Origin of the sequence: Pseudomonas sp. SWRI22 (assembly GCF_014268395.2) — a bacterium.
Taxonomy (GTDB): Bacteria; Pseudomonadota; Gammaproteobacteria; order Pseudomonadales; family Pseudomonadaceae; genus Aquipseudomonas; species Aquipseudomonas paracarnis.
Genome location: NZ_JABWQK020000001.1, coordinates 1,020,882 through 1,046,125 on the forward strand (window position 1 = coordinate 1,020,882; position 25,244 = coordinate 1,046,125).

Sequence of the window (25,244 nt, forward strand, 5' to 3'; positions counted from 1 at the left end):
AAGTGCATCCGCAAAGACCCATGCTCCAAAGCTGCGCATGCCGTGTTGAGACTCAAGAGTCGCCCTGGCTGCTTTGTCGGCGGGGATTTGCGAAAACGAATGAATGAAAAAGATTCGTCAAGGAAGAGTCCGCTGTGCGGACGTGCAGCCGAAGCTGACTTCGGGGAATTGCGCTACCTAAACGCGGCCCGGTTAAAGGCCGGCGCGCACTATACCGGAAATAGCTGAAAAAGGGAGCTTTTTTTATCGCCAGGCGCCGATAAACCGCACTGGGTCACGCGCTTTGCAGATCCGTGCGCCAGGGTCTATTTTTCAAAGGCCCGGCCCTGTTGGTCATCGAGCTTAAACGGTTCACCCACCCATTGAGACCCTTTGGTCTGAAACCTCACCTGCGCCCCGAGGGCACAACCGATGAATCAAGCCAGCAGTAGCCGTGTCAGCCGCGCACTTGAGGGCCATGTTCTATTGCTAGGCCTGGACCGCGTGGCCAAGCGCAACGCCTTTGACCTGGATTTGCTCAATGAACTGAGCCTGGCCTATGGCGAATTTGATCGAAACGATGACGCACGGGTGGCCGTGGTGTTTGCCCATGGCGATCACTTCACCGCAGGACTGGACCTGGCCAATGTCAGCGGCGTAATGGCCGGCGGCTGGCAACCGCCGCTGGGAGGGTGCGACCCGTGGGGGGTGTTTGCCGGCCCGCGCGTGAGCAAGCCGGTGATCGTCGTCGCCCAAGGTTACTGCCTGACCATTGGTATCGAGTTGATGCTGGCGGCGGATATCAACCTCTGCGCCAGCAATACCCGCTTCGCCCAGATGGAGGTGCAACGCGGCATCTTTCCGTTTGGCGGCGCGACATTGCGCTTTCATCAGATTGCCGGCTGGGGCAATGCGATGCGTTGGCTGCTCACCGGCGACGAATTCGACGCCCATGAGGCCCTGCGCCTGGGGTTGGTGCAGGAAGTGATGGCCAGTGAAGACCTGTTGCCCCGTGCCATTGAATTGGCCAACCGCATTGCGCGCCAGGCGCCGCTGGGTGTGCAGGCAACGTTGATGTCGGCACGCCTGGCGCGCATGGAGGGTGAGGCCGTCGCAGCCGCCGCGCTGCCGCCCATGGTGGATAAACTGCTCAACAGTGAGGACGCCAAGGAGGGTGTTCGGGCGATGGTCGAGAAGCGGCCCGGGGTGTTCAAGGGGATTTGAACAAACTGAATTAGTCGTCGCCAGTGAGGGGCCTCTTCGCGGGCAAGCCCGCTCCCACAGGGGATTGCATTTCAACACAGAGTGCAATTCGACTGTGGGCTTGCCCGCGAAAGCGTCCGAACTGACAACTAAGTTGCTGGCCGAATCGCCTTGATCAACGGCTGCAACGAATACCCCAATCGCGGCGCCAAGGCTTCGGCGCGGGCTGACAGCGCATCCAGGTCCAACACCTGATCCAGCTCCGAAGGCACCAATAGAATCACATTGCCCTCCTTCACCGGCAGCTCCCAATAATGCCGGTGGTACAACCCACGCAGCAACGCCGCCCCCAGCGGTTTGCCGTCATCGGTGGCCCACTGATTGATCACCAGCCAGCCGCCGGGGTTGAGTTTCTTCTGACAGTTTTCCAGGAAGGTCCAGGCCAGATGCCCCACGCCCGGGCCGACATCGGTGTAGAGGTCGACGAAAATCAAATCGGCCGATTCAGCACTGTCGAGCAATTGCAGCGCGTCACCAATGCGGATGTACAAGCGCGGATCGTCATCCAGCCCCAGATATTCAATCGCCAGGCGCGGCACATCGGGGCGCAGCTCAATGGCTTCGACATCCTCCAGCGCCAGGAACTTGAGGCATGCCTGGGTCAACGTGCCCGCGCCCAGGCCGAGGAACAACGCACTTTCCGGCTGTTCATGGCACAACGCGCCGATCAGCATCGCGCGGGTGTAGTCGTACTCCAGCCAGCTCGGGTCAGCGGTGAACACACAGCTTTGCTCGATGGCGTCGCCAAATTCGAGAAAGCGGTAATCAGCCACTTCAAGCACACGGATCATGCCGAATTCATCATGGACTTCGGCCAGCAGGCGCTCGACACGCTCCTCGCTCATCACTACTCCTAAAGGGTTTACCGCACGACAAAGGCGCGATTGTCGGCCAAGCGGCAACCACAGGTCACGCACTAATTGCTGCTAACATTGACGCCCTAACATCCACCTGCAAACGAGTTCATGATGAGCCACCCCTGGAGTCCCGATAGCTGGCGAGCCCTGCCGATCCAGCAGCAACCCCGATACCCGGACGCCGCGCACTTGGAGCAAGTGGAGCAGAGCCTGGCGAGCTACCCGCCCCTGGTGTTTGCCGGCGAAGCCCGCGAATTGCGCCGTCAGTTTGCCGAAGTGACCCAGGGTCGTGCCTTCCTGCTGCAAGGTGGCGATTGCGCCGAGAGCTTCGCCGAGTTTTCCGCCGCGAAGATCCGCGACACCTTCAAGGTGCTGCTGCAGATGGCCATTGTCATGACCTTCGCCGCCGGTTGCCCGGTGGTGAAAGTTGGGCGCATGGCCGGCCAGTTCGCCAAGCCACGTTCGGCCAACGATGAAACCATCGACGGCATCACCCTGCCCGCCTACCGTGGCGATATCGTCAACGGCATCGGCTTCGACGAAAAAAGCCGCGTGCCAGACCCGGACCGCCTGTTGCAGTCCTACCACCAGTCCACCGCCACCCTCAACCTGCTGCGCGCCTTTGCCCAGGGCGGTTTTGCCGACCTGCACCAAGTGCACAAATGGAACCTGGATTTCATCGCCAACTCCGCCCTCGCCGAAAAGTACAGCCAACTGGCCGACCGCATCGACGAAACCCTGGCCTTCATGCGCGCCTGTGGCATGGACAGCTCGCCGCAATTGCGCGAAACCAGCTTCTTCACCGCCCACGAAGCGTTGCTGCTCAACTATGAACAAGCCTTCGTACGCCGCGACAGCCTGACCAACGATTACTACGACTGCTCGGCGCATATGCTGTGGATCGGCGACCGTACCCGTCAGTTGGACGGCGCCCATGTCGAGTTCCTGCGCGGGGTGAACAACCCGATCGGCGTGAAAGTCGGACCGAGCATGAACCCGGAGGACCTGATCCGCCTGATCGACATCCTCAACCCGGATAACGACCCCGGCCGCCTCAACCTCATTGCCCGTATGGGTGCAGGCAAGGTCGGCGACCATTTGCCCAACCTGATCCGTGCCGTGCAGCGCGAGGGCAAGCAGGTGCTGTGGAGTTGCGACCCAATGCACGGCAATACCATCAAGGCCAGCAGTGGCTACAAGACCCGCGACTTTGCGCAGATCCTTGGCGAAGTGAAGGATTTCTTCCAGGTGCACCAGGCAGAAGGCAGCTATGCCGGCGGGATCCATATCGAGATGACCGGGCAGAACGTCACCGAATGCATCGGCGGCGCACGACCGATCACCGAAGATGGCCTGTCAGACCGCTACCACACCCATTGCGACCCACGGATGAATGCCGATCAGTCGCTGGAGTTGGCGTTCCTGATTGCCGAGACCTTGAAACAGGTAAAGCGCTGACGTTTTATCGACGGGGATGACGCCATCGCGGGCAAGCCCGGCTCCCACATTTGCACGCGTTTCTCTGTGGGAGCCGGGCTTGCCCGCGATAGGACCTTAAAAGCTGACATCCCGGTTCAGCATCGCAGCCCTCAACCGGGCAGCACTGGGCCGCTGGCAATTGAGCTGGATCTGTTCCAGCCCTAGCCAGTCGGCCATCTTTCGCAGGTTCAAGGCCAGCGCCAACATACCTTCCTCATCCAGCCCAGGTTCTTCCTCGTGCACGGCATGCACGGCCAGGCGCCCATGGGCACGCTCGGCCCGCAGGTCGACGCGTGCGGCAATGCGTTCGTTGTGGAGAAACGGTAGGACGTAATAGCCATACACGCGTCTTTCTTGCGGCGTGTAGATCTCCAGGCGATAGCGAAAGTCGAACAAACGCTCGGTGCGGCTGCGCTCCCATATCAGCGAATCGAACGGCGACAACAATGCACTGGCCGGCACGTTGCGCGGCAGTTTGGGCGCCGCCAGGCAATACGCTGGTTGTTTCCAGCCCCGCACCTGGCACGCCAGCAGTTGCCCATCCTCAACCAGCTCGGCCAAGCGGTTGCGGCTGTCGGCGGGGTCGAGGCGGAAATAATCGCGCAGGTCTTTTTCGGTGGCGACACCCAATGCAGTCGCACTGTGCAACAGCAAGCCACGCTGCGCTTCACCTTCACTCATGGAGACCCTGAGCACCTCTGCGGGAATAACACGCTCGGGCAGATCATAAAGCCGCTCAAACCCTCGACGACCGGCAACCGTGACCAGGCCAGCGGCGAACAGCCATTCCAGCGCGTGCTTTTCATCACTCCAATCCCACCAGGGACCGGCACGCTCCTCGCGGGTCGACAAGCTACCCGCCCCCACGGCGCCCTGCTGTTCGACGGTGCGCAACACGCGCTGAATCGTCGCCTGCTGCTCACGGCCAAAACGTGCCATCTGCGAATAGATCCCCTGCCCTTGCCGGGCGCGCTCCATACGCCAACCCATCAACGGGTACAGCGCCAAGGGCAGCAGCGACGCCTCATGCCCCCAGTATTCAAACAGAGAACGCCGCCGCCCCAGGCTCCAGGCCGCCTGCTCAAGAATCGATGGGGAATAAGAACCAAGGCGAGAAAACACGGGCAGGTAGTGGGAACGCACCAGCGCATTGACCGAGTCGATCTGTAAAACGCCCAGGCGCTCGATCAAGCGGTTGAGGTGCGTGGCCTTTATCTGTGCAGGCGCCTGGCGCCCGGAAAACCCCTGGGCAGCCAGCGCCATGCGTCGAGCTTGCTTGAGTGAAATACACAGGTCGGCGGGCATGGCGATCTCCATTGAGGCTCGCGCCCTACCCTACTGCATCCGGGCTTATTTTCGCAGCGGGTCTTCCCAGAAATGCCGATGGCTTTCCTGCGCGACGTCGGCGCGATTGAGCCCGATGTCCTTGAGTGCGTCATCGCTCAAGGTCGCCAGCATCTGCCGCTCCTGATGCAACAGTTGCCAACGCGCGAATGTGTGAAACAGCCCGGAAAACGGCCAGTTATCCGTCGATATGAAACCTTTTTGACCTTTCATCTTCTCGCCCTCCAGTGGGGATGACGACAGTGTGTGCCTGGCATTATGATCAATCCAACGAATGTTTCTTATGCATTACATCTCGGAGATTGATCAATTGTCCGCCTATCTCAGCATCGACACAGACGTGCTGCGCACCTTCGTCGCCATTGCCGACCAGGGCGGTTTCACCCGTGCCGGCGAGACGGTCAATCGCACTCAATCGGCGGTCAGCATGCAGATGAAGCGTCTGGAAGAAGACGTGTTGCAGCGCAAACTGTTCGAGCGCGATGGCCGGCAGGTACGGCTCACGCCCGAAGGCCAGGTGCTGCTGGGTTATGCGCGGCGCATCCTGAAATTGCACAGTGAAGTGTTCAATACCCTGCGCGAGCCGCATATGGTGGGATTGGTGCGCATCGGCACGCCGGATGACTATCTGATGCGCTTTCTGCCAGGGATCCTGAAACAGTTCTCCAAAGCCTACCCACTGATTCAAATCGAAATGCACTGCGAAGCATCGACCGTATTGATGCAACGGCGGGACTTGGCGCTGACCGTGATCAGCCGCGAGCCCGGCAATGATCTGGGTGAGTTGTTGCGTACCGAACGCATGGTATGGGCAGCATCACCGTGCTTTTGTGTGGAGGAGCACGATGCCCTGCCTCTGGCGGTGTCCGGCGACGAGTGCCTGTACACCCATTGGGCACGTGCGGCATTGGACGCGGCCGGGCGAGATTATCGCCTGGCCTATCACAGCTCTAACGGAGCAGCGATCCTGGCGGTGGTGAGTGCGGGCCTGGCGGCGATGGTCAGCATGGAAAGCCTGGTCACCGACGACCTGCGAGTGCTCGGCAGCGACGAAGGCTTCCCGCCTTTGCCGTCGATGAACCTGCGCTTGCTGCGTAACCCGCAGATGACCTCGCCGATCACCGAGTGCCTGGCGGACTACATCGTCGAAGGCTTCAAACTTTAAAGGTAAGCATCACCGCGCACACCACCAAAAAGCCACAGAACAGGCCGCGCAACAGGCGCTCCGGCAAGGCATGAGCCACTTTCACGCCCCAACTGATACTCAGCAGGCCACCCACCGCCAGCGGTAGGCCGATCATCCAGTCCACCTCGTGGTGCCAGGCATAGGTGACCAGGGTCACACCGGTACTGGGCAACGCCAAGGCCAACGACAACCCTTGGGCAACCACTTGAGTAGTGCCGAACACACTGGTGAGTACCGGTGTGGCCACCACCGCGCCGCCGACCCCGAACAGCCCGCCCATGGAGCCGGATGCCGCGCCCAAGACGCCAAGCCAGGGCCAGGAATAACGCATTTGCGTGGTGGGCGGCGCGTTGCGGGTGAACATGCGCAGCAGGTTGTAGGCAGACAGCGCCACCAAGAACGCAATAAAACCAATGCGCATGGCGCCCGCATCCAGCCCCACCGCCCAGATCGATCCCAGCCAGGCAAAGCAAAAGCCGGTCACACCCAAGGGTAAGGCGTGACGCAACTCGATGCGGTTACGTTGGTGATAGCGCCACAGGGCGAGCATCACGTTCGGCACGACCATGACCAAAGCGGTGCCCTGGGCAATTTGCTGATCCAGCCCGAACAACACGCCGAGTACCGGGATAGCAATGAGCCCGCCGCCGATGCCAAACAGCCCACCCACGGTGCCCAACGCCGCACCCAATGCCAAGTACATCACTAGATCCCACACCGCTCGCTACTCCGCAATTCCAAGCTTTGCATGCTACGCAGTCGGCTCTGGCGCGGAAACGCACAGCAACGCACAATGGCTGTGCCAATCTCGCATAAGCGTCGAGCCATGAACCCCAACACCTTGACCGACCAACTCAGCCTGTTTCTGGATGTGCTGGAAGCCGGGAGCTTTTCCGCCGCCGCGCGCCGCCATCCGCTGACACCTTCCGCCGTGGCCCGGCGTATCGACAGCCTGGAGAACTCAGTGGGCAGCCGCCTGTTCCAACGCAGCACCCATGCAGTAGTGCCCACCTCGGCGGGCCTGGCCTTTGCCGAGCGGGCACGACGGATTGTCAGCGAGTTGCAGCTGGCGCGGGCTGAAGCGGTCTCGCTGAGCCATGCGCCGGAGGGGTTGATCCGGGTCGATGCGCCCGCAGCATTCGGCCGCCGGCATCTGGCGCCGGTCATTGCGGACTTTTTAAACCTGTACCCAGGACTGGACGTGCACCTGCACTTGATCGACAGCTTTGTCGATATGCAGGGCGCGCATCTGGGCAAGGTCGATCTGGTTTTGCGCGCTGGGCATATTGTCGATACCCGGCTGGTCGCTACGCCGTTGGCGAGCATTGTGCGTATCGCCTGCGCCAGCCCCGCGTACCTGAAAAGCCGTGGCACGCCGGCCCATCCTCGAGAGCTGAGCGAACATGATGGCCTGGACTGGGACGGGCTGGCGCCAATGTTTGCCTGGCGCTTCGAACTGGACGGGCGCCGCACCACCTATCGCCCCCGGCGCATCCGCATGAGCGCCAACAATGCCGAAGCCCTGCTTTCGGGTGCACTGGCCGGGCTGGGCATCGCTCATCTGCCGACCTGGTTGGCCAGTGAATACCTGGTACGCGGTGAGCTGTTGCCGCTGTTTTGTGAAGACGGTTTGCCGAGCCCGGAAACCGCCGGCATTTATGCGCTGCGCCTGGAGCAACAGCCCAATGCGCGCAGCCGATTGTTGCTTGAATATCTTAAATCCCGTTTCAGCCCGGTGCCGCCTTGGGATCTGGCATTGCAAAGTGGCTTGGTCTGACGCCTCCGGCAAGAATTACCTGGCGCATTAAAGATTTGCCCGCTAGATTCCAGCCCAGACATGCTTTTTCGAGACGCCACCATGAGCAAAAACCCTGATCCTTGCGAATCGCTGTTGCTGGACAACCAGCTGTGCTTCGCCCTGCACTCTACTTCATTGCTGATGACCAAGGTCTACAAGCCGCTGCTCCAAGCCATCGGCCTGACCTATCCGCAATACCTGGCCATGATGGTGCTGTGGGAAGAGGATGAATTGACCGTCAGCGAAATCAGCAGCCGCCTGCTGACGGACCCAGGCTCCATGACGCCACTGCTCAAGCGCCTGGAAGCCGAGGGCCTGCTCAGCCGTACCCGCAGCCGCGAAGATGAACGAGTGGTAGTCGTGGAACTGACCGACACCGGGCGCGCCTTGCAGGAGAAGGCCAAGGATGTTCCACAATGCATCCTGGGCGCCAGTGGGATGGCGCTGGAGCAATTGCGCAAGCTGCAAGGAGACCTGATCGCGTTGCGCGCCAATCTGCAAACCAGCCTCTGACGCAACACACACCTAAAAAGTGGGAGCTGGCTTGCCTGCGATGGCCATAGCTATCTACACAACTTCGGCACGACGCTAAATCTGTGGCGAGGGAGCTTGCTCCCGTGACGGCCTGGCAGCCGACACAGATATAACTGATGCCCCGCGATCCAAGGTGGGAGCTGGCTTGCCTGCGAAGACGGCCTGACAGTCAACACAGTTGGACCGTGTACATATCCATTCCTGCGGTAACGGCCACTTAGGGTTCCGCTTTTACAGCGGCTCACTTTTGAAAAGCCGGAATGCCGGCCCAGACAAAAGTAAGCAAAACGCTCTTGCCCCACCACTCGGCACCTCGCCCAGGCTCGGTGTGCCCGTAATCCGCCAGCGTGGTTTAACGGGGCGCCTAAGATCAAAAGCAGATCAAGATAAAGAGCGGCTCGCTTCGCATCGTGGTTACCGTTGAGCTAACAGAGTTATGTAGATACCTATGCTGGGATTGCGGTACATCAGTCAACAATGCATTGACTGACACACCGCAATCGCAGGCAAGCCAGCTCCCACTTTTTGCTCTGCGGTGCCCTCAATTTTTTCAATCAGCCAAAAAACTGAAAAATTAACTTGCGCACTAAACATTAGCGCTATACATTCGCCTCACCAACTACTTAGCGCGCAAATGTTTAGCGCTAAACATACAGAGGAACGCCCCATGCAAACGCTCTATACCGCAGTAGCCACCGCCACTGGCGGCCGTGATGGTCGCGCCGTTTCCAGCGACAATATCCTCGACGTCAAACTGTCGACTCCCAAGGAGTTGGGTGGCGCCGGTGGCCAGGCCACTAACCCCGAGCAATTGTTTGCTGCCGGCTACTCCGCCTGCTTTATCGGCGCACTGAAATTCGTTGCCAGCCAGACCAAACGCAAAATCCCGGATGACGCTTCGATCACCGCCCACGTTGGCATCGGCCAGATCCCTGGCGGCTTCGGCCTGGATATCGACCTGCATGTCAGCCTGCCGGGCCTGGCCCAGGATGACGCGCAAAGCCTGGTCGACGCCGCGCACCAGGTCTGCCCGTACTCCAACGCCACCCGTGGCAACGTTGATGTGCGCTTGCATGTAACGGTCTGAAAAACAGACGCCCATGAAAAAGCCCGACTCAAAGTCGGGCTTTTTTCGTATCGCCGGGGCCAGAATTACTTCTTGGCGCGACCTTTGTACGAACCACCTTCACGGGTGTCGATCTCGATCATGTCGCCGATTTCGATGAAGTCTGCAACGCTCAGCTCGGTACCGTTCTTCAGTTTGGCAGGCTTCATCACCTTGCCGGAAGTGTCACCGCGAGCGGAACCTTCGGTGTAGTCAACCTGACGCACGATGGTGGTCGGCAGCTCTACGGAAACCAGGCGATCTTCGAAGAAGATAGCTTCGCAGACGTCTTCCATGCCTTCTTCGATGAACGGCAGAACGGCTTCGATATCTTCAGCGTTCAGCTCGTACATGGTGTAGTCGGTAGTGTCCATGAACGTGTAGGTGTCGCCGCTGATGAAGGACAGGGTCGCTTCTTTGCGGTCGAGGATTACGTCGTCCAGTTTGTCATCTGCGCTGTAGACGATCTCGGTCTTGTAACCGGTCAGCAGGTTCTTCAGCTTGGTCTTCATGATTGCGCTGTTACGACCAGACTTGGTGAACTCAGCTTTCTGAACCAGCCAAGGGTCGTTTTCGAGACGGATCACTGTACCGGGTTTCAGTTCTTTACCAGTTTTCATTGCGTATATCCGAAATTTGGATGGGATTGACAAAAATCAAGGTGGCGTATCATATCCAACTTTCATAAAACTGTACCAGCGCCGTCGCAAGATCGGCCTGCAAGCCTTGTTCCAGACACCACTTCTCAGCGTGCTGGGTGACCTCGGGCCAGTGTTCCAGCAGCATTTTCCAGGACTGTGCCATATCGCCATCAGCGTTCCAGGCTTGCCAAAGCGTGACGACGGCAGCCTTGGCGGCCGGTGAAAGTGCAGCAGTGTACAGTTCCAGGAAGGCATCGAGCTTGTCCAGGTGGATGTCTTCGTCCTGGCGGTAGATGTGCCATAGCATTGGCCTCCCCGCCCACTGGGCACGCACGAACGAGTCTTCGCCCCGTACGGCGTTGAATTCGCAGCACCATAGCAATCGGTCATATTGCTCCTGACGCACGAATGCAATGACCTGAACGGTCAGCGCGCCGCGCACCTGAATGTCTCCCGCCGACAAACTGCTCACCCCCAGCCAGCATTGCACATCCCCCAGAATGCGCCCTTCCGGCACCAGCAAGTGCGTCCCACGCCCATCGGCTGCCAGCACGTCCAGCCAGCCGGCCAACCCGTCATTCTCATAGGCAAACAGCGACATCAAACGCGCGCCGGCCGTCGGAGCAACACCCAGGCTTTGCAGGAACTGTTGCTGCGCGGCGGCGTCCTGCTGAAATGCCCGGCGTCGCTCCAACAAGCCGGCTTCACGCAACAGGCCGCCGGTGCCAGGGCGAAACCCGGGGAAGAAAAAGTATTTCTGCACGCCTTTGTACTTCACCGAAGGCAAGCGATGACAACCCACCACCCAGTCTTCAGCGCTGAGGTAATCCAGGTTCATCCACAATGGCGCACGCTCTCGCTCGGCCATGCAGTCCATGTACTCAGGCGGTAGCTGGCAGGCGAACGCAGCAATCACCACATCGGCCGGGTGCGCGCCTGGCCATTCGGCCGGCCAGTGACGCACTTCGACGCCCTCTTGCCATTGCTGGCCCACCTGCACATCAATGTCCGGGCACATGCGTTCGAAGGCGCGCAGGTCATCGACCCACAAGCGCACGTCACAGCCATGCTCCACCACCAACTGCCGGGCCAAGCGCCAGGTCACGCCGATGTCGCCGTAGTTGTCGACGACACTGCAAAAAATATCCCAGCGGGCTTTCATTCCGGGCTCCATCGATCAAAGGTTCGATTGTCCGCATAAATGCGTGGATGCAGAAGGCTTGATCGCGATTATTCTGCACGGAGGCTGTGCGACAATCACCGTCATGCCGTCAATGCCTGCCAGGAGGCCCTTATGTCTGACCGTCCGTTATCGCTGCTCAAACTCTGCATCGCGATTGCCGCAGGCGTGTGGCTAGGGTTTATCGCCATTGCGCTGACCACCTGGCTGGCGTCTCGCTACCTGTTCCCCCAGAGCCTGGCGCCGGTGGCACAGGCGGTTCAGCAATTGGGCAAACCGGCGATGGTTGAGCCGCAGCCACCGAGCCGTCTGTTCGAACAGTACCAACAAAACCTGCAAAAACAGGAACAACAACAGGCCCTGGACCAGGCCCGAAGCAACGCGCGTAACCTGTCCAACCCCAAATGCCAGTTCTGGCTGCAACAAGACCAGAACGCCCCCAATGAAAAGACGCGGGCCAATGTCCTGCAATTCTGCGATTGATGCCAGATACCGCCATGAATAAACACGCCGTGCTCCAGTTGATCCTGGAAAAGCTCACCGTCGACCTCGACATCGTCCAACGCGCCGCGCAGACCGCCTACGAAACCGCGACCCACGAAGAAAACATTGCCGAGAACAAATACGACACCCTCGGCCTGGAGGCTTCGTACCTGGCCACCGGGCAGGCCCGGCGAGTGGAGGAGATCAAGCAATCGCTGGTGCTGTGCCAGCAACTGCAGCTACGTGCATACGATGATCGACGCGGGATAGAGATAGGCACGCTGGTGGGCCTGGAAGACGAGGACGGTCGTCAGCAATGGCTGTTCCTGGCGCCGGATGCGGCGGGTTTGAAAGTGGATGTGGTCGGGCAACCGGTGACCGTCATCACGCCGCGCTCGCCGTTGGGCAAAGGCCTGTTGGGCAAGCGTATCGATGAAGAGGTAGAGATTCTGGTGGCCGGCGCTCGGCAGCACTTTACGGTTACCGAGGCCAGATAACCTGCAGCTTCCCTGTAGGAGCGAGCTTGCTCGCGAAGAAACGCAAGGGCGCTGCATGCTACCTGGCGCCCCGCGTTAACGTTGGCGGTCTTCGCGAGCAAGCTCGCTCCTACAGGGTCACCGCGGTCAGTGGACGGGCAATTCAACGCCGTCGAACAACTCTTCCAGCTCTTGCTTGTTGTGGCACTGGATCGCCTTGGCCATTACTTCGCGGGTCAGGTGCGGTGCGAACTTCTCGATGAAGTCGCACATGAAGCCGCGCAGGAAGGTACCGCGACGGAAACCGATCTTGGTCACGCTGGACTCGAACAGTTCGCTGGCATCCAGCACCACCAGGTCTTTGTCCAGGTTGGTGTCGACCGCCATCTTGGCGACGATCCCGACGCCCAGGCCGAGGCGCACATAGGTCTTGATCACGTCGGCATCGGCAGCTGTGAACACCACCTTGGGCGTGAGGCCGCGATGGCTGAACGCTTCGTCGAGCTTGGAACGGCCGGTAAAGCCGAACACGTAGGTCACGATCGGGTATTCAGCCAAGGCTTCCAGGGTCAGCTTCGGCAGCTTGGCCAAAGGGTGCCCCTGGGGCACAACCACGCAGCGGTTCCAACGGTAGCAGGGCATCATTACCAGGTCGCCGAACAATTCCAGGGCCTCGGTGGCGATGGCAAAATCGACGGTGCCGTCAGCGGCCATCTCGGCAATCTGCATCGGCGAACCCTGGTGCATGTGCAGCGCTACGTCCGGGTATTGCTTGATGAAATCACGGATCACCGGCGGCAATGCATAGCGCGCCTGGGTGTGAGTGGTGGCGATCGACAAGGTGCCTTTCTTCTCGTTGGAGAACTCCTGGGCGATCTGCTTGATGCTTTCGACTTTACGCAGGATCTCGCCGGCGGTGGTGATGATGCGCTCGCCGGCTGGAGTGACGCGGGTCAAGTGTTTGCCGCTGCGTGCGAAGACTTCGACGCCCAACTCGTCTTCGAGCAGGCGGATCTGCTTGCTGATACCAGGCTGCGAGGTATAGAGGCTTTGAGCGGTAGCGGAAACGTTGAGGTCGTGGTGCGCCACTTCCCAGATGTAGCGCAGTTGTTGAAGCTTCATATGAATCCCTCAAAGCAGATAGACGCCACGGGTATCAGCGACGGTATATAACTATATTAAAGGTTTAACGGATAAATCTAGAACTTTTTATCGTTTTTACCGATCAACTATCGTCACTGCGCCGACGCTGCAGCGACGGCACCAGGTAAACCGGCACCGGGGACAACTGCAACACCCGTGCGGCGGTACGCCCAAGGGGGACGGCCACGCCGGTTGCCTGGCTATGACTGCCTACGACCAGCAAGTCGACGGACAGTTTTCGCAACTGGTCGAGAATCACCTCGCAAGGGTCCCCTTGGATAACCTTGACCGAGCGAATCCATTGCAGGTCCTGCTCCCCTTCCTCCCACTCCTCGCGAAAGCTGTCCAGCACGCGCTGTTCAATCGTCGCCATCACCGTGCTCAGCCCCTTGCTCTGCCATTCGCTCAAGGCGGTTTCATCAAGGTAGCTCTGCAACACCGATTCGGCGAACAAGCCAATGGGCTCGACCACGTGGATCACATACAGGTCAGCCTTGAACGTTCGCGCCAGCGCCACTGCATGTTGCATCACATAGGGTGCATACAGACCGAGGTCCGTGGCAAACAGCATCGAGCGAATCATAAAACCTCCTGGACTGCCAGGATGGCGGGAATTGAATGAGCTTAGCAGCTAGCTCTCGGTCTGGATTCTCAACTCATTGCTGATGCCATGGGGCACGTGCCCGGTGGCCACTACCTCCCTGGCTTTCTCGCAATGGCCGGCCTGGTCATCGAAAAACACATCGGCGGCAAAGGCTTCCAGAAACGCGGATTTTTCCAGGCCACCGAGGAACAGCGACTCGTCCAGGCGGATATCCCACTCGCGCAACGTGCGGATCACGCGTTCATGGGACGGTGCCGAACGTGCGGTGACCAACGCGGTACGGATCGGGCAGGCCTCATCGGCAAGCTCGCGTTGCAACAGGTTCAGTGCCGCCAGGAAGCCCTTGAACGGACCGCCGTGCAAAGGCTGGCGCGCCGACTCTCGCTCGCTGGCCTGGAAGGCTGCCAGCCCGCCGGCCTGGTAGACACGCTCGGACTCATCGGAGAACAGCACGGCATCGCCATCGAATGCGATGCGCAGCTCTTCGCTGGAAGCGCGGCGCGGGCCGCCGGACAAAATCGTCGCGGCCGCAAACCCGGCATCGAGGGCACTGCGCACATCTTCAGCATGGGTGGAGAGAAACAGATGACAACCGAAGGCGGCCAAATAGGGATAGGGACTACGCCCGCCTACGAAAGCGGCGCGGGAAATATCCAGGCCGTAATGCTGGATCGAGTTGAACACCCGCAGCCCGGTATCGGCACTGTTGCGCGACACCAACACCACCTCGACCCGCGCACGCCCCAGGCTGGCATTCAGGCTCAGCAGCTTCTTGACCAGCGGGAAGGCATCGCCAGGCTCGAGGGTTTCTTCCTCGTGCTCGATCTGGTATTTGCGGTAAGCCTCGACCCCTTCAGCCAGATAAACCTTGTGGCTGTCACTCAGGTCGAACAGCGCTCGTGAGGAAATCGCCAGCACCAGTTTGTCAGCCAATCCCTTCACCATGGTAGTTCCCCCCAATCAGCGGTTGTGCCGATCAATAAAACTCAAGGCCTGATAGAGCGCCTGCATGCGTGGCAGTTCGCAACCGGCCGCTTTGGCAGCGGCCAAGGGGCGGGCGTAGATGGCCGCCAGCTCCAGCGGCCGCTTGTGCAGATGGTCGTGGTACATGCTGGGCAGGTAGTCGTCCATGGTTTCTGTCATGGCGAACATCTGCCCAGCGTAACTGGCAGGAATTTCATGCCCGCAGGCATGAGCGCCCTGCACCACCTCGGCCATCAGCGCCTGGATCAACTCGCGGCTGGACTCATCTGCCATCATGGCCGTGGTGCCCGTACCCAGCAACACAGAGAGGCCATTGAACGGCACGTTCCAGACCAGCTTGTGCCAACGCGCCAGATGCACATTGGCCATGGCCTGGGACTCGATGCCAGCTTGATGAAACAGCCCGGCGCCGGCTTCGACAATCGCCTGTTGCCGCACCTCATCGTTGGCCGCCGTGCCACTGTGATAGCCCAGGTTGACCCGGCCCAGCGCCTGATGCTCGACCACACCGGGGGCCGAGCGGTGCACACCGATGTAGCACAGGCCGCCCAACAGATGTAGCGACGGCGGCAGGTGTTCACGCAGGCTGTCTTCGACATCGAGGCCGTTTTGCAAGAGCACCACTTTGGCGTCCGGCGCCGCCACCTGGGCGATGGTTGGCGCCAGGTCCACATTGCCGGTGGACTTGGTGCCCACCAGTAGCCAGTCGCACGGCGGCATGTCGGCGGCGCTGGCATAGGCCTGCACCGGATGCAGGTGCAGTTGCCCATGCACCGTACTGTTGACGTGCAGGCCATGCCTGCTCACCGCGGCATATTCGCTGCGCAACAGGAAATGCACATCGAAGCTGGCACGCGCCAGCATCAGTCCGTAGTAACCACCAATGGCACCGGTACCGATAATGCCAATGCGTGGCGACGGGGCTGCAACTGCTGTCATGGCAAATCCTCTAGTATTCGATTGAGCGCCTGGTTTACGCATTCGGCGAGGTCGGATGCTGTAAGACGTGCCTGTAATTGCCCAAGGAATTGACCCTCGCACACCAAGAACAACGCCGGCAAATGAAAGATCTGGTAGCGTTCCACCGCACCGCCGTTGTGCCCGGCACCCACCCAGCACACGCGGTCCACCGGCAAGTGCCAGCCAGGCAACTGCTGGCGTGCCCAGCGGCAACTGGCACAACCGACACTGGTGAACACTACCAGCGAAATACCTGGCAATCCCAGCAATTGCTGGTCAATATCCAGGTCGGTCAATTCCAGTTCCTTCACTATACTGCTGCCATTGCCGTCAACTGGACGGCGCTCGGAGTCCGTGTACATGGGTCGTTTTTTACCTCACCCTGATGATGTCGCTGTCGAGTTGATCCAACGTCCCTCTCCCGCCCTGCCCCGCCAACGCCTGCATACTATCGGCCGCGGCGGCGTCGCCTGCAATTGGCCACGTGCCTGGCGCGCCGGCACGGCGGTTGATCTGCATATCCCTTCCCTGGGGCCCAGCGCCCGTTATCCGGGCTATGTCGCCTGGTGCCGCAAAGTCGAACAGGGCTATCGCATCGGTATTTGCTTTACCGATGAACACGCCTTGTTCGGTGCGCGAATGGGTGAGCAAGTGTGCCAGATCGAGCGTTACTGCCGCCTGCACGAAGATGCCGAGCCAACGCCTGCGCAACTTGAAGCCATGGCCCGTGACTGGGTGTCGCGCCATGCTGGCGAGTTCTCCCATGAGGCGATTGTGTAGCCAGCGCTGGATTAAACCGGGCTTTGCCCATTGTCGCGGGCCCGTGTTACGCGCTAAGGTTCCTCCCCCCTGCATTCAAATCATGCTGTGCCCGCCGCACGGGGATAGCTGGCGGCCGGCACCCGTGACCCTGGCGAGTAACACGATGGCTGATTTACCGATCAATGACCTTAACGTTGAATCCAACGAGACCCTGATCACCCCCGATCAGCTCAAGCGCGAAATCCCCCTGAGCGACGCTGCCCTGCAGACCGTCACCAAGGGCCGCGAAGTCATCCGTGACATTCTCGACGGCACCGACCACCGCCTGTTCGTGGTGATCGGGCCCTGCTCTATCCACGACCTCAAGGCCGCCCACGAATATGCCGAGCGCCTCAAGGTGCTGGCGGCAGAGGTGTCCGACACCTTGTACCTGGTCATGCGCGTGTATTTCGAGAAACCGCGTACCACCGTCGGCTGGAAAGGCTTGATCAACGACCCATACCTGGACGACTCCTTCAAAATCCAGGATGGCTTGCACATCGGTCGCAAGCTGCTGCTGGACCTGGCTGAAATGGGCCTGCCCACCGCAACCGAAGCCCTCGACCCGATCTCCCCGCAATACCTGCAGGACCTGATCAGCTGGTCGGCCATCGGCGCACGTACCACCGAATCCCAGACCCACCGCGAAATGGCGTCCGGCCTGTCCTCGGCCGTAGGCTTCAAGAACGGCACCGACGGCGGCCTGACCGTGGCGATCAATGCGCTGCAATCGGTCTCCAGCCCTCACCGTTTCCTGGGTATCAACCAGGAAGGCGGCGTGTCCATCGTGACGACCAAGGGCAACGCCTACGGTCACGTGGTGCTGCGTGGCGGCAACGGCAAGCCCAACTATGACTCGGTCAGCGTCGCATTGTGCGAACAGGCACTGAACAAGGCCAAGATCAAGCCAAACATCATGGTTGACTGCAGCCACGCCAACTCCAACAAAGACCCGGCGTTGCAGCCGCTGGTGATGGAGAACGTTGCCAACCAGATCCTGGAGGGCAACCAGTCGATCATCGGCTTGATGGTCGAGAGCCATTTGAACTGGGGTTGCCAGGCGATTCCAAAAGACTTGGCCGATTTGCAATACGGCGTGTCGATCACCGATGCCTGCATCGACTGGTCGGCCACTGAGACCACCCTGCGCAGCATGCATGCCAAACTCAAGGACGTGTTGCCCCAGCGCAAACGCACCTGAGCCAATACCTGTTTCGCGCACACAAAAACGCCGGGCCAAGCCCGGCGTTTTTTATTGGCAACTGGTCAGTTACAACTTCGCAGCATGGCGCTGGTGGCGCTCCATATAGCGTTCGACATAGGAGCATGAGGGGATCACCGTGTAGCCAGCCTCTTCGGCAAACTTCAAGGCTTCCTCGGTCAACGCAGCCGCAATGCCTCGCCCCCGCAGTGCGTTAGGCACGAAGGTGCGATAGATATCCAGGGTCTGCTTCCCGAGGTCCATGTAGGTCAGGTAGGCACGATGACCGTCCACATTGGTCTCGAACTGATGACCAGCCTGGTCATGGTGGATGGACAACGCCTCGCTCATCACTACTCCTCGCGGGTCTGAATTAACGACCCTACCTTACCGATGTTTTTCCGGCGAAGGAACATCTACGCCACCCCGTGCCGGTTTCGACAGCGAGAAAACCGTGAGCGCTCACAACCAGCACATAGGGAATAGTAGGCACCAATCCTGAAATTGCTCAAGGCGCACTCGTCATCCCCTGCCGCTGGTGGATATAGAAAGGGCCTCGATCAACCGGTGACCGATAGCCTGAACATTGCCGGCAGTTGAACCTTGAGACGAACTGGCGCACTTAAAGTCACCTCTAGATGCGCGAAAGATGCCTTGCGCAGTAAAGCCAAGCGCAACCAAAGTGCCCCGCTTCGTTATATAAAATTTCATCTGTTTACAAGGCTTAACACATGCGGGCCGGCCCTTTCAGCCTGGATCCAATGTTCGTCGAGGTGCAAAAATCTGGACAGTTTTCATACAGACCGCCAAAAGATTAGCCAAAATAGATTCGGCACAAGAATTTTTTTTGCTTCTTGCGCAACGTCAGTTTACTTACTACAAGTAATGGGTAGTATGTACGCCGGCTATTAGCTCACTCTGAGAAAGTAGCCATTAAATTGAAAGTCCTTGAAGGGGAACACGATGAACAACGTTCTGAAATTCTCTGCTCTGGCTCTGGCCGCAGTTCTGGCTACCGGTTGCAGCAGCGTCTCCAAAGAAACCGAAGCTCGTCTGACTGCAACTGAAGACGCAGCAGCTCGCTCCCAGGCCCGTGCAGACGAAGCCTACCGTAAAGCTGATGAAGCTCTGGCTGCTGCTCAAAAAGCACAACAGACTGCTGACGAAGCTAACGAGCGCGCTCTGCGCATGCTTGAAAAAGCAAGCCGCAAGTAATAATCCTTCGGGGTTGTTATCAAGCCGATCCATTTATGGGTCGGCTTTTTTTTGCCTTTGATTTGGCCCGCGCCACCTGTAGAGCGCGCTTGCTCGCGAAGATGGTCAACGATAACGCGGGCGTCCTGAATGTCAGCGGCGCCCTCAGGTTTTTCGCGAGCAAGCTCGCTCCTACAGCAGGTCGGCTGGGGTACTGGAGGCCACGGGCGCCGCGCCTGGCACTCCAATTTCGGTCGGCAAGCCATCCTCGGCGGCGACCACATCACGCACCTGGTCCCAGTTGACCCGCAGGTTATTGGACAGGTCTTCGCGCTTGAGCAACGCATTGATGACCGCGGTGTGCTTGTCGACCACCGAGGGCGTACCGTCATCGTTCAACGGCGTGTGAGCCTCAAGGTAAACCTTGCCACCACTGCTGCCGAACTTGTACGCATCATTGATGATGCGCACTGACGTGCCTACCGGCACCATGCCCGCCATTTCCAACACGTTGTTATTGAACATGCGGAAGCAACCGTGGCTGGTGCGCGTGCCGATACCAAACTTCATGTTGGAGCCGTGAATCAGGTAACCCGGCGTGCCCAGGGTGAACTTGAAGGGCCCCAGCGGGTTGTCCGGGCCGGCAGGCACCACGTTGGGCAGCGGGTCACCGTTGGCGGCGTGTTCGGCCTTGATCGAGGCCGGTGGCGTCCAGGTCGGGTTCGGCGTCTTGGCGATGATACTGGTATGGGCGATCGGCGAACCCCAGCCTTCCCGGCCAATGCCCAGGGGGAAGGTATAGACGACGTTTTGGCCTTTTGGATAGTAGTAGAGCCGGTATTCCGCCAGGTTGATCACAATGCCTTCCCGCGGCCCGGGCGGCAGGATAAAGCGTGTCGGCAGCACAATCTCGGTGCCCGCACCTGGCAACCAGGCATCGACACCCGGGTTGGCCGCAACCATTTCCGAATAGCCCAGGTCGTAGGTGGTGCCAAGGTCGGCAAAGGTGTCTTCGTACTTGGCCTTGATCACTTGGACCTGGCCAACAATGTCCTCACCGGGCGGCGGCAAGGGCAACTGCAAGGCCGCAGCCGAACCCGCCGCACAAAGCGCAGCAAGAGACAGGCAGCAGGTGACGACGGAAAGGCGCGACAACATCCGGAAAATCCTTCGCAAGACGACGGGTAGGTTAAAAGCGAGCTACAAGCTTTCAGCCGCTAGCTTACAGCTTACAGCTTGATGCTTGCAGCTGCTTCTATAACTCGAAGCGCAGCTCCGGCCAGATCGGCGGAGTGCCGCGCTTTTGCGATTCGAGAATTGCCCGGCATAACGGGCAGAGTCGCTGGTCTTGGAAAATCGAGCGGTTGACCGATGACCAGCGTGGCTGTGCCGGCAATAGAGTGCCGCAGAGCGTGCGATCGATCGAGCCGCCCAGCTCCAATTGACGCGCCACCAAATGCACCCGCACTTCCTGGCAGGCGAACAGGTCCAGCTGCTCGTCCGGCTCGATCAGTTGGTAGTTAAACAGGGACCAGGCAGGGCGCGACATCGAGGGCTCCAAATCGGGGGGGCGCCACCTTAGCCGAAAGCCTGCCGGTAGAAAAGCGTCATAACAGCGGTTTTAGCGTTGGCCAGACATTTTCCAGCAACTTGTCTTGCGCCGCGACTGCCGGGTGTAGCCCGTCAGCCTGCATCAACTCCGGATGGCCACCCACGCCCTCGAGGAAAAACGGCACAAACGGCACCTTTTCTTTCTGTGCCACATCACCGAATACCTTGGCAAAGGCTTCGACATAGCGCTTGCCGTAATTGGGCGGAATCTGCATGCCCAACAGCAGCACCTTGGCGCCGCTGTCCCGGGACTGCCGGATCATCGAAGCAAGATTTTGTTGCAATTGCGCAGGCGGCTGGCCGCGCAACCCATCGTTGCCACCCAACTCGATCACCACAACGTCCGGTTTGTGCGTTGCAAGCGCCGCGGGCAGCCGCGCGAGGCCTCCCGCGCTGGTGTCGCCACTGATGGAAGCATTGACCACTTTATCGTCAAAACCCTCCTGCTTGAGCCGTTGCTCCAGCAACGCGACCCACCCTTTGCGGGTATCCAGGCCGAAACCGGCACTGATACTATCGCCAACGATCAGGACTGTACCCGCCGCTGCGTTCTGGGCCATGCACATCAAGGCCAGGCCAGCACTCAAAAACCACACTCGCATCGGATTCTCCATGGGCGCAAGCATTCTCACCGCGCGAAACCTTAGCAAAGTGGTTCCCAGCGCGGAAGGTGAACTGACTATCCTGCACGAACTGAGCCTGGAACTGAACAAGGGCGATAGCCTGGCTATCGTCGGCAGCTCCGGTTCCGGCAAATCCACGCTACTGGGCCTGCTGGCCGGCCTCGACTTGCCCAGCAGCGGCGAAGTCACCCTGGCCGGGCAAGCCCTGAGCACCCTCGACGAAGACCAGCGCGCACGCATCCGTGCCGAACATGTGGGCTTCGTATTCCAATCCTTCCAATTGCTCGACAGCTTGAATGCACTGGAAAACGTGATGCTGCCGCTGGAGCTGGACGGTCGCCAGGACGCCCGCGAGCGAGCCAAACACCTGCTGGAGCGCGTAGGCCTGGGCCAGCGCCTGACCCACTCGCCCCGTCAGCTGTCCGGTGGCGAACAACAACGCGTGGCGATAGCCCGCGCGTTTGCCGCCGAACCGGACGTGCTGTTTGCCGACGAGCCCACCGGCAACCTCGACAGCCACACTGGCGAGCGCATCAGCGATCTGCTGTTCGAGTTGAATAAAGAGAGCGGTACGACCCTGGTACTGGTCACCCACGACGAGCGCCTGGCCCACCGTTGCCGACGCCTGATCCGCCTTGAAGCCGGCCTGATGGTCGCGCCCCTGGAGCCTTGATGGCACGTTTGCCGCTATTGCGTCTGTTCAGCCTTGCCATGCGTCAGTTACTGCGCGATGCCCGCGCCGGCGAATTGCGCGTGCTGTTCTTTGCCCTGCTGGTGGCCGTGGCTGCCAGCACCGCCATCGGCTACTTTGGTGCACGCCTCAACGGCGCCATGCTGCTGCGCGCCACCGAATTCCTCGGCGCCGACCTGGTGCTCGAAGGCAGCTCGCCGGCCCGGCCCGAGCAAATCAAATCCGGGACCGAACTGGGCCTGGATCACGCTCGTATCGTGGAGTTCTCCAGCGTTATCGCCACCGATAATGGCATCCAGCTCTCCAGCATCAAGGCGGTCAACGAGCAGTACCCCTTGCGCGGCGAGCTTAAAAGCAGCACCGAGCCATTCGGTACGCAAACCCCTGGCGGTGGTCCCAAACCCGGTGACGCCTGGGTGGAAGCACGATTGCTGACGGCGCTGGACCTGAAAATCGGCGACAGCATCGATGTCGGCATGAAGACCCTGCGCCTGGCGCGCATCCTGACCTACGAGCCCGACCGGGCCGGGAACTTCTACAGCCTCACGCCCAGGGTCATGATCAACCTGGCGGACCTGGACGCCACCGGTGTCGTCCAGCCAGGCAGCCGTGTGAGCTACCGCGAACTATGGCGTGCGCCACAAGGCAGCACTGCGCTGCAAACCTATCGCGACCTGGTCAAACCGGGCCTGGCTTCCAACCAGCGGCTGCAGGACTCCCGCGATGGCAACCAGCAAATCGGCGGCGCGCTGGGCAAGGCCGAACGTTACCTGAACATGGCCAGCCTGGTGGCCGTGCTGCTGGCTGGCGTGGCCGTGGCGCTGTCGGCCAACCGCTTCGCCAGTCGACGGTTCGATGCCAGCGCGTTGCTGCGCTGCCTGGGCCTGTCGCGCCGTGAAGCCATGCTGCTGTTCAGCCTACAACTGAGCGTGCTGGGCTTGCTGGCGAGCCTGGCCGGCGCCCTGCTCGGCTGGCTGGCGCAATTTGGCCTGTTCTACTTCCTGCACGACCTGTTGCCCGCCGACGTACCGCCAGGCGGGTTGCTGCCGGCTGTTGCCGGGATCGGCACCGGACTGGTCGCCCTCGCCGGCTTCGCCCTCCCACCGCTGGCCGCACTGGGCCGGGTACCGCCGCTGCGGGTATTGCGTCGCGATTTACTGCCTATTCCTTCAAGCACTTGGATGGTCTACGGCGCGGCACTGTTTGCCTTGGGCCTGATCATGTGGCGCCTGAGCCTGGACCTGGTATTGACCTTCGCATTACTCGGCGGCGGTGTAGTCGCTGCGCTGCTCCTGGGTGGCTTGCTGCTGTTGTTGCTACAGAGCCTGCGGCGGTTACTGGCTCGCGCCTCCCTGCCGTGGCGCCTGGGCCTGGGCCAATTGTTGCGTCACCCGTTGGCGGCAGCGGGCCAATCCCTGGCCTTTGGCTTGATCCTGTTGTCCATGGGGTTGATCGCGCTGTTGCGGGGCGAATTGCTCGACACCTGGCAAAACCAGTTGCCCAAGGATGCGCCCAACTACTTCGCGCTGAATATCCTGCCAGCCGACAAGGACGCCTTTGGCGCCCGGCTGCTGGACGTCCAGGCACAAGCAGCGCCGCTCTACCCGGTGGTGCCAGGGCGCTTGATCAGCATCAATGGCGAAGCCGTGCAGGAGATTGTCAGCAAGGACTCCAGTGGCGACCGTGCCACTCAACGTGACCTGAGCCTGACTTGGGCAGCCGACCTGCCAGCGGGTAACGTCCTGACGGCAGGTACCTGGTGGTCGGCGCAACCCACTGACGGGGTTCCTGGCGTGTCGGTGGAAGCCAAAGTGGCCGAGAGCTTGAAGCTCAAGCTCAACGACCATCTGTTGTTCACCATCGGCGGGGAAAACCGTGAAGCGCGGGTCACCAGCCTGCGTACCATCAACTGGGATAACTTCCAGCCCAACTTCTTCATGATTTTCCAACCGGGCACCTTGAAGGATCTGCCCGCGACCTACCTCACCAGCTTCTATCTGGCTCCCGGCCATGACCAACAGATCGTCGACCTGTCACGGGCCTTCCCGGCGGTCACTATCCTGCAGGTCGAGGCCCTGCTGGAGCAGTTGCGCAGCATCCTTGCCCAAGTAACGCTGGCAGTCGAATACGTGCTGTTGTTTGTCCTCGCGGCGGGCATGGCGGTGTTGTTCTCTGGCCTGCAGGCCACCCTGGATGAACGAATCCGCCAGGGTGCATTGCTACGCGCCTTGGGTGCCGAGCGTAAGTTGCTGGTCAAGGCCCGACGCATTGAGTTCGGCCTGCTGGGCGCCGTCAGCGGCTTGTTGGCGGCACTGGGCACCGAACTGGTGACCTGGGTGCTGTACCGCTATGCATTTGACCTGGCGTGGCATCCCCACCCGTGGTTGTTACTGCTGCCCGTAATCGGTGCCTTGCTGATTGGCGCTGCCGGGGTATTTGGCACGCGCCGCGCACTGAATGCCAGCCCGCTGACCGTTCTGCGCGAAAGCTGACCCCCGATGGCGCGTACTCTGCCAAGGGTACGTGCCATCAGGCCGGCTTTACATATTCGATCTTGGTGATCCACCAGCACACCTCTCCGCCTGGGGTCTGTACGACTGCCTCGTCATCCACCTCCTTGCGCAGCAGGGCCCGTGCCATGGGTGAGTCGATGGAGATGTAATCCATACGGTCGTAGATCTCGTCATAACCCACGATGCGAAAACGCTTGGCCTCGCCCTGTTCGTTTTCGATTTCGACCCATGCGCCGAAAAACACCTTTCCCTCCTGCTCGGGCATGTACTCCACCACCCGCATGTCTTCCAGGCGCTTGCGCAGGTAACGCACCCGTCGGTCGATCTCGCGCAGCAGCTTCTTGTTGTACTGGTAATCGGCGTTTTCACTGCGATCTCCCAGGGAGGCTGCCCAGGTCACTTTACGCGTGGTATCCGGACGTTTTTCACGCCATAGGTAATCCAGCTCTTTTTTCAGCGCTTCATGACCCTCTTTGGTAATCAGCTTGGTACTCAAACGCTCACATCCCCAGGCAATGTCTAATGGTGCCGATACGCCAGGGCATCATGCCCAGGCAGCGGCTGGCTGGGACTGATGATAAATGAACCCTGGAA

At 60.1% G+C, this 25,244-nt stretch carries 29 protein-coding genes; 13 read left to right on the forward strand and 16 right to left on the reverse strand.

Annotated elements, in window-relative coordinates:
* Positions 1 to 411 precede the first annotated feature (411 nt).
* Positions 412 to 1,203, forward strand: coding sequence for a crotonase/enoyl-CoA hydratase family protein (locus HU730_RS04290; protein ID WP_186526653.1), 792 nt, complete (start codon positions 412 to 414; stop codon positions 1,201 to 1,203).
* Between the two features lie 128 nt (positions 1,204 to 1,331).
* On the opposite strand, the gene HU730_RS04295 is transcribed toward HU730_RS04290, so the two are convergent.
* Positions 1,332 to 2,087 carry a spermidine synthase gene (locus HU730_RS04295; RefSeq protein WP_034127149.1) on the reverse strand — a complete coding sequence of 252 codons (756 nt, stop codon included), beginning with the start codon at positions 2,085 to 2,087 and terminating at the stop codon, positions 1,332 to 1,334.
* Between the two features lie 123 nt (positions 2,088 to 2,210).
* Here HU730_RS04295 and HU730_RS04300 point away from each other — a divergent pair, with 123 nt between their 5' ends.
* Complete coding sequence (locus HU730_RS04300) at positions 2,211 to 3,557, forward strand: 3-deoxy-7-phosphoheptulonate synthase class II (RefSeq protein WP_054897897.1); 1,347 nt, start codon at positions 2,211 to 2,213, stop codon at positions 3,555 to 3,557.
* 96 nt (positions 3,558 to 3,653) lie between these two features.
* Here HU730_RS04300 and HU730_RS04305 read toward each other — a convergent pair whose 3' ends face one another.
* Positions 3,654 to 4,883, reverse strand: coding sequence for a winged helix-turn-helix domain-containing protein (locus HU730_RS04305; protein WP_186526652.1), 1,230 nt, complete (start codon positions 4,881 to 4,883; stop codon positions 3,654 to 3,656).
* 45 nt (positions 4,884 to 4,928) lie between these two features.
* Positions 4,929 to 5,135, reverse strand: coding sequence for a DUF1127 domain-containing protein (locus HU730_RS04310; protein ID WP_034127146.1), 207 nt, complete (start codon positions 5,133 to 5,135; stop codon positions 4,929 to 4,931).
* A 70-nt stretch (positions 5,136 to 5,205) separates the two neighbouring features.
* On the opposite strand from HU730_RS04310, the gene HU730_RS04315 reads away from it, so the two are divergent.
* Positions 5,206 to 6,087, forward strand: a complete 882-nt coding sequence (locus tag HU730_RS04315) for a LysR family transcriptional regulator (RefSeq protein ID WP_186526651.1) — start codon at positions 5,206 to 5,208, stop codon at positions 6,085 to 6,087.
* Here HU730_RS04315 and HU730_RS04320 read toward each other — a convergent pair.
* Positions 6,077 to 6,826 (reverse strand): sulfite exporter TauE/SafE family protein, encoded by a 750-nt coding sequence (locus tag HU730_RS04320; RefSeq protein WP_034127144.1) that lies wholly within the window; start codon positions 6,824 to 6,826, stop codon positions 6,077 to 6,079. The two genes, HU730_RS04315 and HU730_RS04320, sit on opposite strands and share 11 nt — an antisense overlap.
* A 108-nt stretch (positions 6,827 to 6,934) precedes the next feature.
* Here HU730_RS04320 and HU730_RS04325 point away from each other — a divergent pair, with 108 nt between their 5' ends.
* The 3 genes from HU730_RS04325 to HU730_RS04335 all read left to right on the forward strand — a co-directional run bounded on the left by HU730_RS04325 (position 6,935) and on the right by HU730_RS04335 (position 9,527).
* Positions 6,935 to 7,885 (forward strand): LysR family transcriptional regulator, encoded by a 951-nt coding sequence (locus HU730_RS04325; RefSeq protein WP_072448175.1) that lies wholly within the window; start codon positions 6,935 to 6,937, stop codon positions 7,883 to 7,885.
* A gap of 81 nt (positions 7,886 to 7,966) precedes the next feature.
* On the forward strand, positions 7,967 to 8,419 hold the full coding sequence (locus HU730_RS04330; RefSeq protein ID WP_034127142.1) for a MarR family transcriptional regulator: 453 nt from the start codon (positions 7,967 to 7,969) through the stop codon (positions 8,417 to 8,419).
* Positions 8,420 to 9,107: 688 nt separating this feature from the next.
* Positions 9,108 to 9,527, forward strand: coding sequence for an organic hydroperoxide resistance protein (locus tag HU730_RS04335; RefSeq protein WP_034126737.1), 420 nt, complete (start codon positions 9,108 to 9,110; stop codon positions 9,525 to 9,527).
* A 65-nt stretch (positions 9,528 to 9,592) separates the two neighbouring features.
* Here the strand turns inward: HU730_RS04335 and HU730_RS04340 are convergent, their stop codons facing one another.
* On the reverse strand, positions 9,593 to 10,165 hold the full coding sequence (locus tag HU730_RS04340; protein WP_032892737.1) for an elongation factor P: 573 nt from the start codon (positions 10,163 to 10,165) through the stop codon (positions 9,593 to 9,595).
* Between the two features lie 49 nt (positions 10,166 to 10,214).
* Positions 10,215 to 11,348 (reverse strand): elongation factor P maturation arginine rhamnosyltransferase EarP, encoded by a 1,134-nt coding sequence (earP, locus tag HU730_RS04345; RefSeq protein ID WP_186526650.1) that lies wholly within the window; start codon positions 11,346 to 11,348, stop codon positions 10,215 to 10,217.
* A 132-nt stretch (positions 11,349 to 11,480) separates the two neighbouring features.
* On the opposite strand from earP, the gene HU730_RS04350 reads away from it, so the two are divergent.
* Together HU730_RS04350 and HU730_RS04355 are read left to right on the forward strand one after the other, a co-directional pair.
* Entirely contained in the window at positions 11,481 to 11,849 is a 369-nt protein-coding gene (locus HU730_RS04350) for a hypothetical protein (RefSeq protein WP_034126734.1), read from the forward strand.
* A gap of 14 nt (positions 11,850 to 11,863) precedes the next feature.
* Entirely contained in the window at positions 11,864 to 12,346 is a 483-nt protein-coding gene (locus tag HU730_RS04355; protein ID WP_034127037.1) for a GreA/GreB family elongation factor, read from the forward strand.
* Positions 12,347 to 12,472: 126 nt separating this feature from the next.
* Here the strand turns inward: HU730_RS04355 and cysB are convergent, their stop codons facing one another.
* The 5 genes from cysB to HU730_RS04380 all read right to left on the reverse strand — a co-directional run bounded on the left by cysB (position 12,473) and on the right by HU730_RS04380 (position 16,378).
* Positions 12,473 to 13,447, reverse strand: a complete 975-nt coding sequence (cysB, locus tag HU730_RS04360) for an HTH-type transcriptional regulator CysB (protein WP_003189876.1) — start codon at positions 13,445 to 13,447, stop codon at positions 12,473 to 12,475.
* Between the two features lie 103 nt (positions 13,448 to 13,550).
* A complete protein-coding gene (locus HU730_RS04365) occupies positions 13,551 to 14,051 on the reverse strand; it encodes a universal stress protein (RefSeq protein WP_034126733.1) in 501 nt (166 codons plus the stop codon).
* A 48-nt stretch (positions 14,052 to 14,099) separates the two neighbouring features.
* Positions 14,100 to 15,017 carry a 5'-nucleotidase gene (locus HU730_RS04370; protein ID WP_186526649.1) on the reverse strand — a complete coding sequence of 306 codons (918 nt, stop codon included), beginning with the start codon at positions 15,015 to 15,017 and terminating at the stop codon, positions 14,100 to 14,102.
* Positions 15,018 to 15,032: 15 nt separating this feature from the next.
* Positions 15,033 to 15,995: a putative 2-dehydropantoate 2-reductase gene (locus HU730_RS04375; protein WP_186526648.1), complete on the reverse strand. Its 963-nt coding sequence runs from the start codon at positions 15,993 to 15,995 to the stop codon at positions 15,033 to 15,035.
* On the reverse strand, positions 15,992 to 16,378 hold the full coding sequence (locus tag HU730_RS04380; protein WP_186526647.1) for a thioredoxin: 387 nt from the start codon (positions 16,376 to 16,378) through the stop codon (positions 15,992 to 15,994). Before HU730_RS04380 ends, HU730_RS04375 begins: the two co-directional genes overlap by 4 nt.
* Here HU730_RS04380 and HU730_RS04385 point away from each other — a divergent pair.
* Both HU730_RS04385 and HU730_RS04390 read left to right on the forward strand, forming a co-directional pair.
* Complete coding sequence (locus tag HU730_RS04385) at positions 16,377 to 16,796, forward strand: pilus assembly protein PilZ (RefSeq protein ID WP_034126729.1); 420 nt, start codon at positions 16,377 to 16,379, stop codon at positions 16,794 to 16,796. The genes HU730_RS04380 and HU730_RS04385 overlap by 2 nt on opposite strands.
* 145 nt (positions 16,797 to 16,941) lie before the next feature.
* Positions 16,942 to 18,018 (forward strand): 3-deoxy-7-phosphoheptulonate synthase, encoded by a 1,077-nt coding sequence (locus HU730_RS04390; RefSeq protein WP_003189871.1) that lies wholly within the window; start codon positions 16,942 to 16,944, stop codon positions 18,016 to 18,018.
* Positions 18,019 to 18,087: 69 nt separating this feature from the next.
* Here HU730_RS04390 and HU730_RS04395 read toward each other — a convergent pair whose 3' ends face one another.
* Positions 18,088 to 18,369, reverse strand: a complete 282-nt coding sequence (locus tag HU730_RS04395; protein ID WP_003189869.1) for a GNAT family N-acetyltransferase — start codon at positions 18,367 to 18,369, stop codon at positions 18,088 to 18,090.
* Between the two features lie 612 nt (positions 18,370 to 18,981).
* Between HU730_RS04395 and oprI the strand changes: the two genes are divergently transcribed.
* Positions 18,982 to 19,233, forward strand: a complete 252-nt coding sequence (gene oprI, locus HU730_RS04400) for an outer membrane lipoprotei OprI (protein WP_003172710.1) — start codon at positions 18,982 to 18,984, stop codon at positions 19,231 to 19,233.
* Positions 19,234 to 19,404: 171 nt separating this feature from the next.
* Here oprI and HU730_RS04405 read toward each other — a convergent pair whose 3' ends face one another.
* From HU730_RS04405 to HU730_RS04415, 3 genes are all read right to left on the reverse strand, one after another.
* On the reverse strand, positions 19,405 to 20,370 hold the full coding sequence (locus HU730_RS04405) for a L,D-transpeptidase family protein (RefSeq protein ID WP_003189867.1): 966 nt from the start codon (positions 20,368 to 20,370) through the stop codon (positions 19,405 to 19,407).
* Between the two features lie 97 nt (positions 20,371 to 20,467).
* Entirely contained in the window at positions 20,468 to 20,761 is a 294-nt protein-coding gene (locus tag HU730_RS04410) for a hypothetical protein (protein ID WP_003189866.1), read from the reverse strand.
* 58 nt (positions 20,762 to 20,819) lie between these two features.
* On the reverse strand, positions 20,820 to 21,425 hold the full coding sequence (locus HU730_RS04415; protein WP_060765040.1) for an arylesterase: 606 nt from the start codon (positions 21,423 to 21,425) through the stop codon (positions 20,820 to 20,822).
* A gap of 10 nt (positions 21,426 to 21,435) precedes the next feature.
* On the opposite strand from HU730_RS04415, the gene HU730_RS04420 reads away from it, so the two are divergent.
* Both HU730_RS04420 and HU730_RS04425 read left to right on the forward strand, forming a co-directional pair.
* Positions 21,436 to 22,119 (forward strand): ABC transporter ATP-binding protein, encoded by a 684-nt coding sequence (locus tag HU730_RS04420; RefSeq protein ID WP_003189864.1) that lies wholly within the window; start codon positions 21,436 to 21,438, stop codon positions 22,117 to 22,119.
* Positions 22,119 to 24,629 (forward strand): ABC transporter permease, encoded by a 2,511-nt coding sequence (locus HU730_RS04425; RefSeq protein ID WP_186526646.1) that lies wholly within the window; start codon positions 22,119 to 22,121, stop codon positions 24,627 to 24,629. Before HU730_RS04420 ends, HU730_RS04425 begins: the two co-directional genes overlap by 1 nt.
* Positions 24,630 to 24,666: 37 nt before the next feature.
* Here the strand turns inward: HU730_RS04425 and greB are convergent, their stop codons facing one another.
* On the reverse strand, positions 24,667 to 25,146 hold the full coding sequence (greB, locus tag HU730_RS04430; RefSeq protein ID WP_054897905.1) for a transcription elongation factor GreB: 480 nt from the start codon (positions 25,144 to 25,146) through the stop codon (positions 24,667 to 24,669).
* Between the last annotated feature and the right edge of the window lie 98 nt (positions 25,147 to 25,244).